Here is a 17,424-nt window from a genome sequence, read left to right as displayed (position 1 = left end):
CTTATTACCTTATGATTTATTCTTTTAAAGGGCATATTCCTGTAGTACACGAAAGTAGTTTTGTGCATCCATTAGCGGCCGTTACGGGGAATGTAATAATTGGAAAAGACTGCTATATTGGTCCGGGTGCTGCAATTCGCGGCGATTGGGGCGAAATTATATTAGAAGACGGAGTAAATGTACAAGAGAATTGCACGGTACATATGTTTCCAGGGAAGAGCATCGTATTAAAAAAAGGTGCTCACGTAGGACACGGAGCCATCATTCACGGTGCTAATTTAGGTGAAAATTGCCTTATCGGAATGAATACGGTGATTATGGATGATGCCGAAATTGGGGATGAATCTATCGTTGGTGCGATGGCTTTTGTGAAAGCTGAAACTAAAATTCCGGCAAGGAGTTTAGTTGTAGGAAATCCTGCAAAGGTGATCAAACAAGTTTCTGATGATATGATTGCATGGAAAACTGCTGGAACAAAACTTTACCAACAACTCCCAACCGATTGTCACGAAAGCTTGAAAGAAGTAGAGCCTCTAAGGGAAATTCCTAAAAACAGGCCTGTACAAGAAGATTTTTACAAGACTTTACAAGAGATGAAGAAAGATCATTAATATAGCTGTTTTTGTAAATGTTCGTAAGCGTGTTTACCTAAACTTGTAGATTTAACTACTTGATAACCTATACGCTTATACAAGCGTTTAGCATTTGGATTCTCTAAGTCTACCAACAAACCTATTTGGGAGTGTTTTTGTTTTAATGCTAGTTTTTCAGCATGTTTAAGCAATTCACTCCCAATTTTTTGTCCGCGAAAAGAAGGGTTTATACTTATGGCATCTACATAAAACTCTCCAGCTTCCGTTTCTGGAGTTAAATTATCTTTAAAATTATAGTTTTCTTCAAGGTAATTTTTCAGTAATTGCTGAAGTATTTGATGTTTACTGGAGTCGTACGCAATAAGAACACCAACAATTTTTCCTCTTAAAATAGCTATTTGAGTATGCTTATAACTGTATAGGCTATTTTCTAGTAAAAATTGATCAGTTAAAAAACGGAGTGCTTCTGGTTTATTTTCTTCACCCAAATAGAAATATATTAATTCTTCCATGGCATCTAAAATTAATTCCGCAGAAGCTGAAGCATGTTTTTTTTGAGCAGGTATAATTTCTAAAGACATAAAATAGTACGGTTTTAACAGGTATAGAAGTAGCTAAGGTAATATCTTTGTTAAGTTTTCTTATTAATTTTAACTGCATATTATGTTTAAAAAGATTATCAATAATCTACTGTTTAAAGTATTTATAGCTATTATTCTTGGAATAGTTTTTGGCTTGTATTTGCCCGAATCTGTGAATCGCATTTTTAATACCTTCAATCATTTTTTTAGTGAGTTTTTAGGCTTTGCAATTCCGCTAATTATCCTCGGATTAATTATGCCGGCAATTGGCGATTTAGGGAAAGGAGCTAAGAAATTATTGATTGTTACCGCTGTCATTGCGTATGCATCTACTTTATTTTCTGGTTTTTCTACCTATTTTATTGCCTCGGGGATTTTTCCTTCTTTTATAGATCCGCAATCTGTAGCAAGTGTAGAAAATGCAGCTCGTGAGTTATCTCCGTATTTTTCAATTAATATACCTCCAATTTTAGATGTAATGTCTGCTTTAGTGTTGGCGTTTCTTGTAGGCTTAGGTTTGGCTCCTTTGGGAGAAAGTACCTTAAAGAAAGTGACTTTTGATTTTCAAAAGATCATTATGATGTTAATAGAAAAAGTAATTATCCCATTGTTGCCAATTTACATATTAAGCATCTTTTCTGCGATAGCCTTTAAAGGACAGGTGGCTTCTGTGTTAGGGGTTTTTGTGAAGATTATAGGAGTGATATTTATTATGCATATTTTGTTGATACTTATTCAGTATTTGATTGCTGGCGCGATAGCAAAGAAAAATCCGATAAAGGCTTTACTTAATATGATTCCTGCTTATTTTACTGCTTTGGGAACACAGTCCTCTGCGGCTACTATTCCGGTTACATTAAAACAGGTAGAGTTAAATGGAGTTTCACCTAAGGTGGCTAATTTTGTTATTCCGTTAGGAGCTACTATACATTTGGCAGGAAGTACGATGAAGATCGTAGCTTGTGCAGTAGCCTTGATGTTAATGCAAGGATTAGATTTTAATTTTGGAATGTTTGCTGGTTTTGTGATGATGTTAGGAATCGCGATGGTGGCGGCTCCTGGTGTTCCTGGGGGCGCAATTATGGCGGCTATAGGAATTCTTCAGTCTATGCTTGGCTTTGATGCCGAAGCCCAAGCTCTAATGATAGCGCTTTATATTGCGATGGACAGTTTTGGGACAGCAGCTAATATTACTGGAGATGGTGCTATTGCTATTATTGTAGATAAAATTGCTGAAAAAAGAGAATTGTAATTTTGAGATTCTTAGTATAAAAAAGACCGATGCTGTTGAGGCATCGGTCTTTTTGTTTAGAAATAATCTTGTTTACTTTCGTTTCTTAGACTTTCTTTTTCTTTTTTTCTTTTTCTTATCGGAACTATTCTGTTGTTTAGGATGAACCAATTTCATTTCATCTATTAAATGAGTTGCACCAGCATACTTATCTATGATAAATAAAATGTAACGCGCATCAACCATAATGTTTCTAGAAATACTTGGATCGTAATAAATATCACTCATTGTCCCTTCCCAAACACGGTCAAAATTAAGACCTATAAGGTTTCCTTGTGCATCGATAACAGGACTTCCAGAATTTCCTCCGGTGGTATGATTAGTTCCTATAAAATTCACAGGCATTTTACCATTTTCTGCATATTGACCATAGTCTTTATTATCGATTAGATCTAGCAGTTTTTGAGGTACATCAAACTCGTAATCTCCTGGTACATACTTTTCTCTTACTCCTTCTAGATAACTAACAGGCTTATATCTTACAGCATCTTTAGGACTGTATCCTTTTACTTGTCCGTAAGTAACTCGTAAAGTTCCGTTGGCATTAGGGAAAAGTCGCGCTTCTTTAGGACTAAGCTCTAATAAAGCTTTCATATATGTCTTTTGCAGCGCATCAATTTCTAATTTTTTGCTACGATAGTTAGGCAATACATTCTCAAAAAATTCTTTTGATAGTTCTTTTACCAATTGATACCCTTCATCCTTATTTAATTTTTCTACTACTTCTTCACTAGAACCTTCTAAAAGTTCTTCTAGTTTGCTGTAGGTTGTTAAGGCAGAATTATTATAAATTTCTTTGGTGAGTTGAGACTTATCCTTTTTAATAAATTCTTGAGATAAAAATTCTTTTGGTGTGTTTTGAGCATAGAATTCGATTACTTTCTCAAAAACTTTTTCATCTACTTGTGCACTGTAATCTTTATAAGAAGCTTTAAAATCTTCTAATATATTTGCTTTACGGTCATTAAACGATTGTTCACCTCTAGCCTCTAATACTTGTTCTAGTTGGTATAGTTGAAATCCGTTTTTTAATAATTCAACGTTACGAATAAAGGCTTCAGAAAATAGATTATATGCAAGGTTGTAATCTTCAAATTCCGCGTAAGCGTTATCAAAATCTGTTAAAAGAGAACCGTATTCTTTTTCTAAATCTTTGGCTTTAACACGTTGCGTAAATTGCTTTTCTTGATTTCTTTTAATCCCAACAGCATCAGTCTTTTTTAAACCTTGGCTTTCTCCAATCCATTTTTTGTAGTAATTGGCAATACGTGCATATTTAGACGCATATTGTATCTTGATTTGCTGGTCTTTACGCATAAAGGCATCTTGCTCTTTTAAGGCTACTTCGCGAAGTCCTATTCTTGCTGGGTTGATAGTTTCTACCAATTGCTCTACAGCTACGGCTGGTAAATACTCATCTGTTGTTCCAGGGAAACCAAAAACTAAGGTAAAATCATCTTCGGCAACACCATCTAAACTTACTGGTAAGTAGTGTTTTGGTGTATAAGGAACGTTGTTTTCGCTGTATTCAGCTGGACGATTATTTTTATCGGCATAAATTCTGAATAAAGAAAAATCTCCTGTATGTCTTGGCCACATCCAGTTATCGGTATCAGATCCAAACTTACCAATAGAAGAAGGAGGAGCACCAACTAAACGAATGTCTTTAAAAGTCTCTACTTTAAAAAGCATAAATTGATTACCGTCATAAAATGTGCTTATGCGATTCGTTTGCCATTCTTCTTTAGGTGAAGAAGCGATAACGCTTTGCTTATTTTGTGCAATCATTTGCTGCTTTTCTTCTTCTGAAGAAGCGTTTTCGGTATTTTTTAAAACCTGAGTGGTAACATCTTTAATTTCTACTATAAAGGTCACAGTCATTCCCGGATTGGCTAATTCATCAGATAGGTTTTTGGCCCAAAATCCATCAGCTAAATAATCATTTTCTACAGAAGAATGTGATTGAATCTGACCGTAACCACAATGATGATTGGTGAGTAATAAACCTTTTGGTGATATTACTTCAGAGGTACAACCTCCATTAAAATGCGGTACGGCATCTTTTAAACTACTTTGGTTAACACTATAAATGTCTTCGGCAGACATTTGCATGCCTAAGGTTTGCATTTCGCCTTCATTCATTCCTTCTAAAAGAGAAGGAATCCACATTCCTCCTTGTTGAGAAAACATGGGTAGGGCAAATAAAAAGAGTAAAATTCTAATAATTTTCATACGTATTATATTTAATTAAAACAGCTTGCAAAATACTACTTTTTATCTCTATATCTGTTTTATTCTTCCACCTTAACAGCTATTTCAATTTCTCTGAAATTATTTATGTTTATTGTTAAATTGTAGTTTTAACAGCTATTATGTTGTTTTAACGACAAATAAAGTGGTTAAATCTTGCAGATTTGATTTTATTATGTAATTTTACTAACGAATGTTAGTTTGTATTTTTAAAATAAGTAATTATGTATAACCCAACGATAGAAACCTTACCTATAAAAGAACTAAGAAAGCTGCAAAGTGAGCGTTTAGTGAATTTAGTAAATAAAGTATATGAAAAAGTTCCTTTTTATAAGAACAGTTTAGATAGGCATGGTGTGTCCCCAAAAGATATTCAGTCTATAAATGATATTCATAAACTACCTTTTACCAAGAAAACCGATTTGAGAGATCAATACCCCTTTGGCTTTTTAACGTTACCAGAAAAAGATTTAGCTAGAATTCATTGTTCTAGTGGAACCACAGGGAAACCTACCGTAGTGGCTTACACTAAAAATGATCTAGATGTCTTTTCGGAAGTAGTGGCTAGGTCTTTAGCGGCAGCAGGAGCTCAACCCGGAATGAAAATGCATAACAGTTATGGTTATGGTTTATTTACGGGAGGTATAGGATTACATTATGGTGCTGAAAAATTAGGAATGGGAGTTATTCCTGTTTCGGGAGGAATGACAGATCGCCAAATTAATCTATTAAAAGATTTTCAGTCAGAGGTTATATGTTGTACTCCTTCTTACGCTCAAACCATCGCTTACGAATTGGAGAAACGCGGTATGACAAAAGAAGATATTAACTTAAAATATGCCGTATTGGGAGCAGAGCCTTGGACTGATAGTATTCGTCAAGATATAGAAAACTCATTGGGAGTTAAAGCTACCAATATATATGGTTTAAGTGAAGTGATGGGACCAGGAGTTTCTCAAGAAGCATATGATGAGCAAGGGACAGGAAGTTATATTTGGGAAGATCATTTTTACCCAGAAATTGTAGACAAACATACTGGCGAACCTTTACCATACGGCGAGGAAGGAGTATTGGTATTTACAACGCTTACAAAAGAAGCTATGCCGTTTTTACGATATTGGACAAACGATATTTGCAGCCTTTCTTATGAAGAAAGTAAATCTAGAACCCATATTAAAATGGGACAGATTAAAGGTAGAGCAGATGATATGCTTATTATAAGAGGGGTAAATTTATTTCACACTCAAGTGGAAGATGTTTTTAAAGATTATGAAGAGCTAGCTCCTAATTATCAACTTGTGGTCACTAAAGAAGGTTTGATGGATTGTGTGGAAGTTCGTGTAGAAACTTGTGAAGCTTTTCAAAAAGAGTGCAGATTACCAAGTGATTATGAGCTCAATGAATCTTTTTCTCATGAAAAATTAACATTTTTAACCAAAAAGCTTCAAAAAAACATAAAAGATTCCGTAGGTTTAAGCATGAAACTGAGCTTGAAGCCTTACGGGAAAATACCTAAAAGTGAAGGTGGTAAAATGCAAAGGATTATAGATTTAAGAAACACATAAAATTTATGAAAAAAAGCAAAAGAGAATTGGTCTTGGAAGAAGCAGCGAAACTTTTTGTAGAAAAAGGATATAGCGCAACTTCTATGAAAGATATAGCTGTAAGAAACGGTATTGAAGCTGCGAGTCTTTACAATCATATCAAATCTAAACAAGATATCTTACAAGACCTTTTACTCTCTATTGCTTACAAGTTTGATGCAGGAATTAAAAATATTGCGAGCTCTAAATTCCGTAAAGAAGAAAGATTGAAAGAGGCTATAAAAATGCACATAAACGTTTCTGTAAATAATCAAGATACTACTTATTTAATTCTTCAGGATTGGAAACATTTGGAAGAACCTTCTAAAGCTGAGTTTTTAGAAATCAGAAAATATTATCAAGATACCTTTAGAGATTTGATAGTAGAAGCTAAAGAATTAGATGTGGTTAGAAACGCCAATACAGAGATAATGCTGAATAATATTTTGTCTTCTCTAAGATGGATTTACAATCAAGATCTATACGAAAATGTATCAAAAATAGACCTCTCACAATTTGAGAGTGAAATGCTTCAATTTATTTTTTCAGGAATAAAGAAATAGGTATGGACTTAACTGTTAAAATAAGAGAAACTATTTAGTTATTACTTTATAATTTCTATAAAAAATAGGCATAAAATGTTATTTTTGTGAAGTTAGCAATAATCATTGTTCATAAGAATATTTTATGCCAAATATAGAACTCGTATTACCCAAAATGGGTGAAAGTATTTCTGAAGCAACCATTATCAATTGGGCGGTTTCAGAAGGAGATCAAGTCCAACAAGATGAAACGGTTTTAGAAGTAGCCACAGATAAAGTAGATTCAGAAGTTCCTGCTCCCGTAAACGGAATTATTAAAGAAATATTAGTACAGCCAGATGAGGTGGTGAAAGTAGGTCAAGTGCTTGCTATTATTGAAGCTTCTAGTGATCAATCTGTAGCAACCACTTCTTCTTCCGATAAGAAAGAAGAAAAGCAAAGCCCTAAAAAAGCGAATGTTAATCCTGCAAAATCAGTACAGAAAAAGCAAAAAATCTCTTCTTCTTCCAACAAAAGCTATACGCTTAATGAGAATCAGAATACTTATTTTTCTCCGCTTATTCAGCAAATTGCAAAAGATTACCACATCAGTTTTGAAGAATTAGCTCGTATCCCTGCAACAGGGCACGAGGGCAGATTAAAAAAGAGTGATGTTTTTAAATATATAGAAGAAGGTCGTCCTGCTCAATTCGCACAGCCTGTGCCAGAACAAACAGGGTTTCAAGTGCCAGATTTAAAGCTAGATAAAGGAAAAGGGGAAATTGTAGAGATGGATAGAATGCGCCAAATGATTGCAGATCATATGGTTTATTCTAAACATACCTCACCACACGTTACCGCTTATGTAGAAGCCGATTTAACCGAAATGGTGAATTGGAGAAATGCCAATAAAAAAGCTTTTCAAGAGAAATATGGAGAACGCTTAACTTTTACTCCGCTTTTTGTTGAAGCAGTAGCGAAAGCAGTAAAAGATTTCCCAATGATAAATGTTTCCGTAGACGGAAAAAACATCATTGTAAAAGAAGACATTAATATAGGGATGGCCACCGCATTACCAAGCGGAAATTTGATTGTTCCTGTTGTAAATAATGCAGATAAAAAATCACTTCAAGAAATTGCAACCAATGTAAATGATCTTGCAGATAAGGCTAGAAATAACAAGCTAAAGCACGATGAAACCAGTGGTAGTACCTTTACGATATCTAACGTGGGGACTTTTGGGAGTTTAATGGGGACACCTATTATCAACCAGCCTGAAGTTGCCATTTTAGCTACGGGAATCATCAAGAAAAGAGCCGAGGTAATGGAATATGAAGACGGTGATAAAATTGAAATTAGAAGTATGATGTACTTATCACTTTCTTTTGATCATCGGGTAGTAGACGGTTTTCTTGGCGGAAGCTTTTTACGCCGCGTAGCCGATTATTTTGAAAATTTTGATCGCCCTAATTATTAATGTTGAATTTTTAATTTTTAATGAAAGAAAATATCGTCAAGAATAAGAGTTTCGATTTTGCATTAAAGATTATTGAATTGTATAAAATTCTTCAGTCAGAAAAAGAGTATGTTATTTCTAAACAGATTCTCAGAAGTGGGACAAGTATAGGAGCTAATGTTGCTGAATCTGTAGCGGGTGTAAGCCAAGCAGATTTTGTACATAAACTCACAATTTCAAGTAAGGAAGCTAGAGAAACAATCTATTGGCTTCAATTATTAAAACAGAGTGAATTAGTGAACTTAGACATAGATTTGTCAAGTTATATAAACGATTGTAATGAGTTGATTAGGCTGCTAACGGCAATTGTAAAAACAATTAATACAAAGTCTAATTAAAAATTCATCATTAAAAATTCAAAATTGTAATGATAAGCAAAGAATTATATAAAAAAGCATTTAAAAATCTTTGTACAGCGAAGTCGATGACCGAATTGTATGAAGAGAATTTTAAAGTAGTTTCAAAATATGTGCACGCTACTTCTAGAGGGCACGAAATTATACAAATTGCAGTCGGGATGCAGTTAAAGCCTTGCGATTATGTATTTCCTTATTATAGAGATGATTCTATTTTGTTGTCTATCGGGATGGAACCTAAAGATCTAATGCTTCAATTGTTAGCAAAAAAAGACGATCCATTTTCGGGAGGAAGAACCTATTATTCTCACCCTAGCTTAAACGATGAAGACAAACCAAAAATTCCGCATCAAAGTTCTGCAACAGGAATGCAAGCCATTCCGGCAACGGGGACCGCAATGGGAATGTGGTATAAAGAAACCGAAGGATTACCTGTTGGGGAAGATAAACCTGTGGTGGTTTGTTCTTTAGGAGATGCTTGTGTAACCGAAGGAGAAATTGCAGAAGCTTTTCAAATGGCAGTTTTAAAAAGCTTACCAATTCTTTATGTTGTACAAGATAACGGATGGGATATTTCAGCAAATGAAGCAGAAACCAGAGCTCAAAATGCTGCAGAATATGCAAGAGGGTTTAACGGATTAGAGGCGATTTCTATTGATGGAACCGACTTTGACGAGAGTTATAACACCGTTCAAAACTGCATTGATACGATTCGTAAAGAACGTCGCCCTATGTTGATTCATGCAAAAGTTCCTTTGTTAAATCACCATACCTCTGGAGTTAGGATGGAGTTTTATAGAGACGATTTAGAGGAAGCTAGAAGTAGAGATCCATTTCCTAAAATGAAAAATCATTTAGCAAAAAATGGCTTTACGGAAGATGAATTAGAAGCAATTGAAGCATTAGCGCGAGTAAAAGTAAAAGAAGATTACCAAGAGGCTTTACAAGCAGAAGATCCTCAACCAGAAGATTTATTTACGCACGATTTCGCCCCGACTACCATTACCGAAGAACAAGGGACTCGTTCTCCAGAAGGAGCAGAGAAAGTAGTCATGGTAGATTGCGCACTTTTTGCTATTGAAGAGTTAATGAAGAAGCATAAAGATTGCTTGCTTTATGGTCAAGATGTAGGAGGAAGATTAGGAGGTGTATTTAGAGAAGCAGCAACCTTAGCACAAAAATTCGGTGATAACCGCGTTTTCAATACCCCAATACAAGAAGCATTTATTGTAGGTTCAACCGTGGGAATGTCTGCCGTAGGATTAAAACCTATTGTAGAAGTTCAGTTTGCCGATTATATCTGGCCAGGACTCAATCAATTATTTACAGAAGTAAGTAGAAGCTGTTATTTATCTAATGGTAAATGGCCGGTTTCTATGGTATTACGTGTGCCAATAGGGGCGTATGGTAGTGGTGGCCCTTACCATTCTTCATCTGTAGAAAGTGTCATTACTAATATTCGCGGACTTAAAATAGCATATCCAAGTAACGGAGCCGACTTAAAAGGTTTGATGAAAGCAGCATATTATGATCCTAATCCAGTAGTGATTTTTGAACATAAAGGATTGTACTGGAGTAAAGTTCCTGGGACAAAAGGAGCCACCTCTGTAGAGCCTAGTGAAGATTATGTATTGCCATTTGGGAAAGCTTGGGTCTTACAAGAAATTTGGAAACAAGAAGAAGAAGAAACGATTTCTATCATTACCTATGGAATGGGAGTGCATTGGGCTATGAATGCTTCTGCAGAATTAGGAATGCAAGATAAAATAGAGATTGTAGATTTAAGAACGCTCGCTCCTCTAGATGAAGAAACGATTATGAAATCCGTAAAGAAAAACGGAAAATGCTTAGTCGTTACCGAAGAACCTTCAAACAATACATTTGCAAGAGCATTATCGGGTAAAATTCAAGAAGAATGCTTTAAGTATTTAGACGCTCCTGTTATGACTATAGGTTCAGAAAATATGCCAGCGATTCCACTTAATTCTACATTAGAACAAACGATGATTCCTTCAACAGAGAAAGTAAAAAATAAAATAGAAGAATTGCTAAATTATTAAATTATGGGCGTGACCCCGCAAAAAAAAAGCGGGGTCGGGCTTTACACTATATCTTTTTCGCGTTCATTTTGTACTGTAAAAACGCAAAAAAGGATGCCGCTTCAATCCCTCACGCAAAAGCATTTTTCTTAAAAAAATTAGACTAAAATGAATAAAGAATTTTGGTATGAACTTCAAGAAAAGTGTATAGACTATTTAATAGCCATTGGTCCTAAAGCCCTATTTGCTATAATAATATTAGTACTAGGTGTATTTACTATAAAAATACTCATGCGAGTATTAAAACGGATTTTAGAAAAATCACATACAGAACTCTCTTTACGAAGTTTTGTAGAAAGTTTATCTGTATTTCTTCTGTATGGATTTTTGTTCTTTATTCTTGGTTCTATTTTAGGGATCGAGACAGCTTCTTTCTTAGCTATTTTTGGAGCAGCGGGAATTGCTATTGGTTTAGCCTTACAAGGTAGCTTGTCTAATTTTGCAGGTGGAGTACTTATTTTAGTTTTTAAGCCTTTTAAAGTTGGAGATTTAATTTATGCTAATGCTAATCTAGGTTTTGTACAAAAGATAGATATCTTGTACACAAGAATTAAAACTTTTGACGGTAGAATTATTACCATGCCTAACGGAAATTTATCCAATAGTGATGTAGATAACCGCACGATGGAAAAATACCGAAGAATAGATTTAAAACTTAAATTTTCTTATGAAGTAGATATAGACTCAATAAGAGAAATCATTATATCTACACTAAAAAAACATCCCAATGTAATAGAATCTCCTGCGCCAGATGTCTGGCTCGATGAGATAGGAGATTACGATTTGAAAGTAGTGGCTCGTTGTTGGGTAGAATCTATTGATTATTGGCCTGCTTTCTGGGAACAATTAGAAGCTGTTAAAAAAGCCTTGGATGCAGAAGGGATAGAAATTCCAATTCCTAAACGTGCTATTTATCAAGAGGGAGTAACTAAAAACTCTTTATCAAAAATAGATGATTAATGATTTTTTTAATTTATTAATTTCCTTCAAGTCCAGAATTAAAGTGGTTAACCGTTTTAATTAATTCGCAATTCTAAATTGACTAACTTTTCTTGTTTCTTCAAAGAGTGTTTTTAAAATTCACGTCTCATCACTTTAGTATATCCAACATTAACCTTTATTATAAAGGTTTTTTTTAGCTCAAATCTTCTTTAATCTTCTAGAAATGACACTGCTGGAGTGATTTTTAGAGCATATCGTAAACATCAAATCCTCATCTTAAAGTGGGTTAAACTGATTTTAATTTAATTATTTCTCTAAAAAACAATCATTTTAACAAAATAATTCGTTTAAAATATTACATTTGTTAATCTAACGAACGTTTGTTAGTAGTTTTTTTAACCTAATTAATTACTTTATGAAGTTTATTAACCTAAAACCCTATGTATTTGGTGTAACCTTTTTTGTCTTTTCAATGGGTGTAGCACAAACCAAATCTAACCTAGAAAAGAAAGAAGATACTATTGCTAAACCAGCCAATCTACCCTTAGTAGATGATGATAAAATTGATATTGACTTTTATGGTTTTATAAGACACGATGCGTTTTACGATACACGTCAAGTTATTGGAGCAGGAGAAAATTTAGTTCCACTTTATCCTAGAGATGAACAATTAGACATTAATGGAGAAGATATTAATGATGCCTCACAATTTCATATGTTGTCTGTTCTATCTAGAGCTGGTATAAAATTAAAAGGTCCAGACGTGTTGAATGCAAAAACCTCTGGAATTTTAGAGGGAGAATTTTTTGGCTCTAGTGAAGCAGGCATTAATCAGTTTAGGCTTCGTCATGCTTATATTATGCTAGATTGGGAAACTACTCAATTAGGTTTAGGTCAATATTGGCATCCTATGGTAGTATTAGAATGTTTACCTAATGTGGTAAACTATAGTACAGGATCTCCCATATTCGCACTCAATAGAAACCCGCAAATAAGACTAACTCAACAATTAAATTCTAAATTTAAAGTGATGGCTGCAGCCATCTCACAAAGAGATTTCACTCCAGATAATACAGCTTATAGAAATAGTGGGATGCCTTCATTACATCTTCAGCTACAGTATAAATCTGAAAAATTTGTAGCAGGAATAGCTCAGCAATATGAAAACTTAAAACCTCAATTAAGTTCTGGAGAAGCTATTCAGAAATCTAATGAAAGAGTAGAAAGTTTTACTACGATGGCTTATGCAGCCTTAACAACCAAACCATTAAAGGTTAGTGCCGCTTATACTTTTGCGCAAAATGCATCTTCATTAGTAATGTTAGGGGGTTACGTGGGTTATAGTAGACCAGACCAAGTAGATGTATTTAAACCTATGAATACCCAAAGCGCTTGGATAGATTTTCAGCAGTTAACAAATAAAAAAATTGCTTTAGGATTGTATGCAGGACTTGTAAATAACAACGGGGTAAGTGATCCTATAGAAGGAGCAGTAGCTACAACTTATGGAGTAACCTCTGCGTGGGGAGCGGTTTCAGCTTCAGAAGGGGCAAGGTCTATTAACCAACTTTACCGTGTAGTTCCTAGAATAGACTTTAAACTTAATAAATCTATAAAATTTAGATTCGAAATAGAGCATACCGCTGCTGAGTGGGGAGATGCTCAAATCGATGGAACTGGTAGCGGGAATGAAGTTACCGTTAATAATAATCGTTTTCACTTAGCCACATTCTTTACATTTTAACCCTTATCAACTACTAAACTTATTAAACTATGACAACAACGAATGAAATTACTCCTTCCGTAAAGGAAGAAAAAAATGATATTTTAACCGTTATTATTGCTTCTTCTGCTGGAACTTTAATCGAATGGTATGATATGTTTTTAGCCATTATTATGGCAAGTACATTATCAGTTAACTTTTTTGCAGCCGATGGTTCTCATTTTCTAGAAACCTTAGCTGTAGTAGCTTCTTCATTTATGATCAGACCTATAGGGTCTTTAATATTTGGAAGTATAGGAGATAGAATTGGTAGAAAATATTCTTTTTTACTTTCCTTAATTATTATGGGAGCTTCTACTTTTTTAATAGGTTGTATTCCCTCTTTTGCTAGCATTGGTTGGGCAGCACCAATTTTACTATTAGTATTTAGACTTTTACAAGGTCTTGCTATTAGTGGAGAATATGCAGGTGCGGTTATCTATGTGGCAGAACACGCGCCTAAAAATAGAAGAGGATTTTATACAGGATTTATCCAAGCAACTGTGCCTTTAGGTTTATTAATTTGTTTGTTGGTAGTGTACTTAGTGCAAAGCTCTATGAGTGCTGAAGACTTTATTAGTTACGGGTGGCGTATTCCATTTTTATTAAGTTCTGTTTTAGTAATCCTAAGTTATTTCGCAAGAAAGAAGTTGCATGAAAGTCCAGTTTTTGAAGAGTTAAAGAAACAAGGAAAAACAAGCAAATCTCCAGTAAAAGATGCTTTTAAAGCTAAAGGAAACATTGCATTAATATTCAAAGCTATTTTTGGAGGTAATGCAGCACAAAGTACCGTGATGCAAACCAGTTTATTTGTGACACTTTTCTTTTTACAACGAGCAGTTTTATTGCCAGAAACCACCGTTTTATTAATTACTACAGTCGTTACGTTTTGTAGTGCTTATTTCTACCAATATTTTGGACATTTAAGTGATAAAATAGGAAGGAAAAAAGTTCTTCTAGGAGGATTAATTGCTAGTTTAATCCTTATACCTACGGCCTTCTATTTATTTATGGAAATAGGAAACCCTGATGGTCTTACAGAAATTCATGAAATTAGCGCAAGTGCAACCCTTCAATTAATGGGAATAAGTTTTTTATTATCGGTAGCAGGAGCTGCAACTTACGGACCTTTAGGAGCGTTTATGTTAGAGTTATTCCCTACCAATATTCGTTATACCAGTATGGGATTTGCTCAAAATATGGGTAACGGCTTGGTAGGTGGAGCTACTACTTTTGTAACCGAACTTATTAAAACTTCATTTATTGTAAGTGCAGTCATGGCACCTTATATAGGATTAATTTATCCTTTGGCAATTGTAGTTATTGCTATAATTGTAAATGCTTTCTTTGTACCAGAAACATATCAACGAGATCTTACAGATGATTCTATAAACGACGATTAATAAATTTGCCCCTTTTAAATAAAAAAAGCACTTTCATTTGAAGGTGCTTTTTTTATTAAATTAATGTATTCTAATTTGATAAGGATACATTTCATACACAGCATTGTCTTCGTTTATCGTATTTCCTAAATTCTTGTTTTCTTTGGCCTCTATAGCGATAGATTTAATTTCTTCTTCAGAATACTTATCTATATGAGACATAGCAAAAGCTTTATAAATCATAGGTTCAGTAAACTTAGGATATTTTTCTAAAGATTTATTAAACTGTATTATCGCTTTCTCCCATTTTTGTTGTTCATATAACGAGATTCCATAATAAAACAAGTCAAGATGATGATAGCCATCTTCGCCCCATTGTGTTACTTGTTCTTCTATGTCTTTAGCGAAGATTTTTTCAGCTTTTTCAAATTCATTTAATTGCAAGTAGGAAAGAGCGATGTGAAAGTTGTAGGTATGATCCATTACAAAAGAATTCCCTTCTATTGATTTAATTTTTTCAAAATCTGCTATAGCACTTTTATAGGTTTTAGCGAAAATACATTTTATAAATCCGCGATAAGCGAGCCATTTTTTTTCATCGTATTTTACAGCCTTATCTAGAAAAACCATACCCGCTTCATACTTGCGAGCTTTAAATAAAGGCATGGCTTTTTGCTGCCATAAATAAGCTATAGTCGAGTCTTCTTTTAATCCTTTATCTAGACATTCTTGCCATTTATTCATTTCAAAAGTATAGCTGTAATTTTTAGCACAATTATTTAGATATTTTTTAATAATTTTTTCTTGATTTTCCTTATCGGAAGTTTGAGCAGAAGCCTGTTTTGTATCACATGAGAATAGGCTTATTAGAATAAAGCTAGGACAAATGATAATGAATGGAAATATTCTAAGCTGTTTTTTCAAATTGCTGATATTGAGTTTCTTAAAAAACATATAATTAGATATTAAAAAAGTTAATCTACGTTAAGTTGATGATAACGCAGTGTTAATTGTCATTTTAGGATGCTTTACAAATAGTAAATTAGATAAAAATTAACCTAAAAACTTATAACTATGGAATTTAAGAAAGAAATAGCTAATAATCTTAACCAATTATTAGAAAAAAATTACGACGCAGAAAAAGGATATAAAGATGCTGCAGACAAGGTGCAAAATACACGTATGAAGCAGTTTTTAGAAGAACAAGCGCAATTGCGTTATGATTTTGGACACCAGATTAAATCTGAAATTAAAGCCTTTGACGGAGAAGTAGATAAAGGCGGAAGTGTAAAAGGTAGTATGCACAGAGCTTGGATGGACCTTAAATCGGCTGTCACTAGTGATAAAGAGGAAAATGTAATGGAAGAAGTTCAGCGAGGGGAGCAAAGCGCTATCGAAGAATACAATGAAGTAATTAATAAGTCAAATCTACCTGCAACGACTAAAGATGTTTTGACTCAGCAAAGAGATAAAATTCAACAAGCACAACAAAGTGCAAAAAACTGGGAAATTGTTTCTTAAGCTAAAATGATTATCTTAAACCCGCTTTAATGCGGGTTTTTTTATGCTTTTTATTTCAGGAAAATATATTCTAGCAAAAGGATTTAGAGGTTTAGCACTGTTTCCTTTTATATTTATAAAGAGAGATTCACTTCGTCAAGATAAAGTGTTTGTCAATCACGAACGCATACATTTACAGCAACAAAAAGAACTTTTACTATTGGCGTTCTTGTTGTGGTACGGTTTAGAATATTTTATAAAACTTTTGCATTATAGAAACAGGAGAGAAGCCTATTTAAATATTTCTTTTGAGCGTGAAGCTTATCAAAATGAGAAGAACTTAAACTATTTAAGTAACCAAAGAAAGCTTTGGGCATTTACCAAATACCTATAAAAAAAACCGACTCGAAAGTCGGTTTTTTAATTACTTAGTTTTATTTGGAGGATATTTCTCCATGATTTTCATTACAATCTCATTAATTCGTTCAATTTTAGCCTCTCGGTCTTGCGATAAAACGCCAGTTCCCATGCCTTGCCAAATCAACTCTTTCTTTTGGGCATCGATTAAATCTATATACAAAGTCCCTTCTGTAGAGGTGCTCACCGTTTCTCTTCCTGCTCCTCTCCAGTAATACGGTGTCCATCCCCAACCGTAACCGTAACCAAAATTGTTTCGGTAAATATCAACATTCGTATTGGTTTTAGTGAAAATGCTAATCAACATATCAGGATTGCTAGACTTAGCAAAACCTTGTTTGGTCAATTCGGTTTCAATAGCTCTTAAAATTCTTTTTTTATCAAGGTCAGATATTTCTGCTTTATCAATTCCTGGTTTGTAAAAAGCAAAAGATTGATATTGATTAAAATCTACGGCATCATCATAATCTGTAGCTACTTTTACACTACTGCAAGAGGTTACAAGCAACATTACTGAAGCTAAAACGGGAATTAAAAGTTGAGATCTTTTCATAATCATTTGTTTTTAGGGCGTTCGGGCGGGCTTTCGCTAGTCGCTTTTTGGTGAAAAACCAAAAGAGCTTCAACAAAC

General features: G+C 34.1%; 16 protein-coding genes. 12 read left to right on the top strand and 4 right to left on the bottom strand.

Going from position 1 to position 17,424, the window contains the following annotated elements; all coding sequences use genetic code 11:
• Window positions 1-11 precede the first annotated feature (11 nt).
• Window positions 12-611 (top strand): acyltransferase, encoded by a 600-nt coding sequence (locus tag LX95_RS05910; protein ID WP_111540519.1) that lies wholly within the window; start codon window positions 12-14, stop codon window positions 609-611.
• On the opposite strand, the gene LX95_RS05905 is transcribed toward LX95_RS05910, so the two are convergent.
• Window positions 608-1,174 carry a GNAT family N-acetyltransferase gene (locus LX95_RS05905; protein ID WP_111540518.1) on the bottom strand — a complete coding sequence of 189 codons (567 nt, stop codon included), beginning with the start codon at window positions 1,172-1,174 and terminating at the stop codon, window positions 608-610. The genes LX95_RS05910 and LX95_RS05905 overlap by 4 nt on opposite strands.
• Window positions 1,175-1,256: 82 nt before the next feature.
• Between LX95_RS05905 and LX95_RS05900 the strand changes: the two genes are divergently transcribed.
• On the top strand, window positions 1,257-2,426 hold the full coding sequence (locus LX95_RS05900; protein ID WP_111540517.1) for a dicarboxylate/amino acid:cation symporter: 1,170 nt from the start codon (window positions 1,257-1,259) through the stop codon (window positions 2,424-2,426).
• Between the two features lie 72 nt (window positions 2,427-2,498).
• Here the strand turns inward: LX95_RS05900 and LX95_RS05895 are convergent, their stop codons facing one another.
• Window positions 2,499-4,697 (bottom strand): S46 family peptidase, encoded by a 2,199-nt coding sequence (locus LX95_RS05895; protein ID WP_111540516.1) that lies wholly within the window; start codon window positions 4,695-4,697, stop codon window positions 2,499-2,501.
• Between the two features lie 242 nt (window positions 4,698-4,939).
• Between LX95_RS05895 and LX95_RS05890 the strand changes: the two genes are divergently transcribed.
• The 8 genes from LX95_RS05890 (at window position 4,940) to LX95_RS05855 (ending at window position 14,897) form a co-directional block, all read left to right on the top strand.
• Window positions 4,940-6,280 carry a phenylacetate--CoA ligase family protein gene (locus LX95_RS05890; RefSeq protein ID WP_111540515.1) on the top strand — a complete coding sequence of 447 codons (1,341 nt, stop codon included), beginning with the start codon at window positions 4,940-4,942 and terminating at the stop codon, window positions 6,278-6,280.
• A gap of 5 nt (window positions 6,281-6,285) precedes the next feature.
• The gene (locus tag LX95_RS05885) at window positions 6,286-6,861 is read left to right on the top strand and encodes a TetR/AcrR family transcriptional regulator (RefSeq protein ID WP_111540514.1); all 576 of its coding nucleotides are present in this window, start codon (window positions 6,286-6,288) and stop codon (window positions 6,859-6,861) included.
• A 124-nt stretch (window positions 6,862-6,985) separates the two neighbouring features.
• Window positions 6,986-8,296 carry a dihydrolipoamide acetyltransferase family protein gene (locus LX95_RS05880; RefSeq protein ID WP_111540513.1) on the top strand — a complete coding sequence of 437 codons (1,311 nt, stop codon included), beginning with the start codon at window positions 6,986-6,988 and terminating at the stop codon, window positions 8,294-8,296.
• 20 nt (window positions 8,297-8,316) lie between these two features.
• On the top strand, window positions 8,317-8,673 hold the full coding sequence (locus tag LX95_RS05875; protein ID WP_111540512.1) for a four helix bundle protein: 357 nt from the start codon (window positions 8,317-8,319) through the stop codon (window positions 8,671-8,673).
• Between the two features lie 29 nt (window positions 8,674-8,702).
• Window positions 8,703-10,751 (top strand): alpha-ketoacid dehydrogenase subunit alpha/beta, encoded by a 2,049-nt coding sequence (locus LX95_RS05870; protein WP_111540511.1) that lies wholly within the window; start codon window positions 8,703-8,705, stop codon window positions 10,749-10,751.
• 147 nt (window positions 10,752-10,898) lie between these two features.
• Window positions 10,899-11,750: a mechanosensitive ion channel family protein gene (locus LX95_RS05865; protein WP_111540510.1), complete on the top strand. Its 852-nt coding sequence runs from the start codon at window positions 10,899-10,901 to the stop codon at window positions 11,748-11,750.
• A gap of 397 nt (window positions 11,751-12,147) precedes the next feature.
• Entirely contained in the window at window positions 12,148-13,476 is a 1,329-nt protein-coding gene (locus tag LX95_RS05860) for a DcaP family trimeric outer membrane transporter (protein ID WP_111540509.1), read from the top strand.
• A 29-nt stretch (window positions 13,477-13,505) separates the two neighbouring features.
• Entirely contained in the window at window positions 13,506-14,897 is a 1,392-nt protein-coding gene (locus LX95_RS05855) for an MFS transporter (RefSeq protein ID WP_111540508.1), read from the top strand.
• Between the two features lie 60 nt (window positions 14,898-14,957).
• Here LX95_RS05855 and LX95_RS05850 read toward each other — a convergent pair whose 3' ends face one another.
• Window positions 14,958-15,800 carry a tetratricopeptide repeat protein gene (locus tag LX95_RS05850; protein WP_245924730.1) on the bottom strand — a complete coding sequence of 281 codons (843 nt, stop codon included), beginning with the start codon at window positions 15,798-15,800 and terminating at the stop codon, window positions 14,958-14,960.
• Window positions 15,801-15,950: 150 nt separating this feature from the next.
• On the opposite strand from LX95_RS05850, the gene LX95_RS05845 reads away from it, so the two are divergent.
• Both LX95_RS05845 and LX95_RS05840 read left to right on the top strand, forming a co-directional pair.
• Window positions 15,951-16,397 carry a ferritin-like domain-containing protein gene (locus LX95_RS05845; protein WP_111540506.1) on the top strand — a complete coding sequence of 149 codons (447 nt, stop codon included), beginning with the start codon at window positions 15,951-15,953 and terminating at the stop codon, window positions 16,395-16,397.
• Window positions 16,398-16,440: 43 nt separating this feature from the next.
• Window positions 16,441-16,770 carry a hypothetical protein gene (locus LX95_RS05840; protein ID WP_111540505.1) on the top strand — a complete coding sequence of 110 codons (330 nt, stop codon included), beginning with the start codon at window positions 16,441-16,443 and terminating at the stop codon, window positions 16,768-16,770.
• Window positions 16,771-16,800: 30 nt separating this feature from the next.
• Here LX95_RS05840 and LX95_RS05835 read toward each other — a convergent pair whose 3' ends face one another.
• Complete coding sequence (locus LX95_RS05835) at window positions 16,801-17,346, bottom strand: DUF4136 domain-containing protein (protein WP_111540504.1); 546 nt, start codon at window positions 17,344-17,346, stop codon at window positions 16,801-16,803.
• Window positions 17,347-17,424: the final 78 nt, after the last annotated feature.

Source organism: Mesonia algae, assembly GCF_003253545.1.
Lineage (GTDB): Bacteria > Bacteroidota > Bacteroidia > Flavobacteriales > Flavobacteriaceae > Mesonia > Mesonia algae.
The sequence above is the reverse complement of the archived record's forward strand: the minus strand, read 5'-3'. Positions and strand labels throughout refer to the sequence as shown.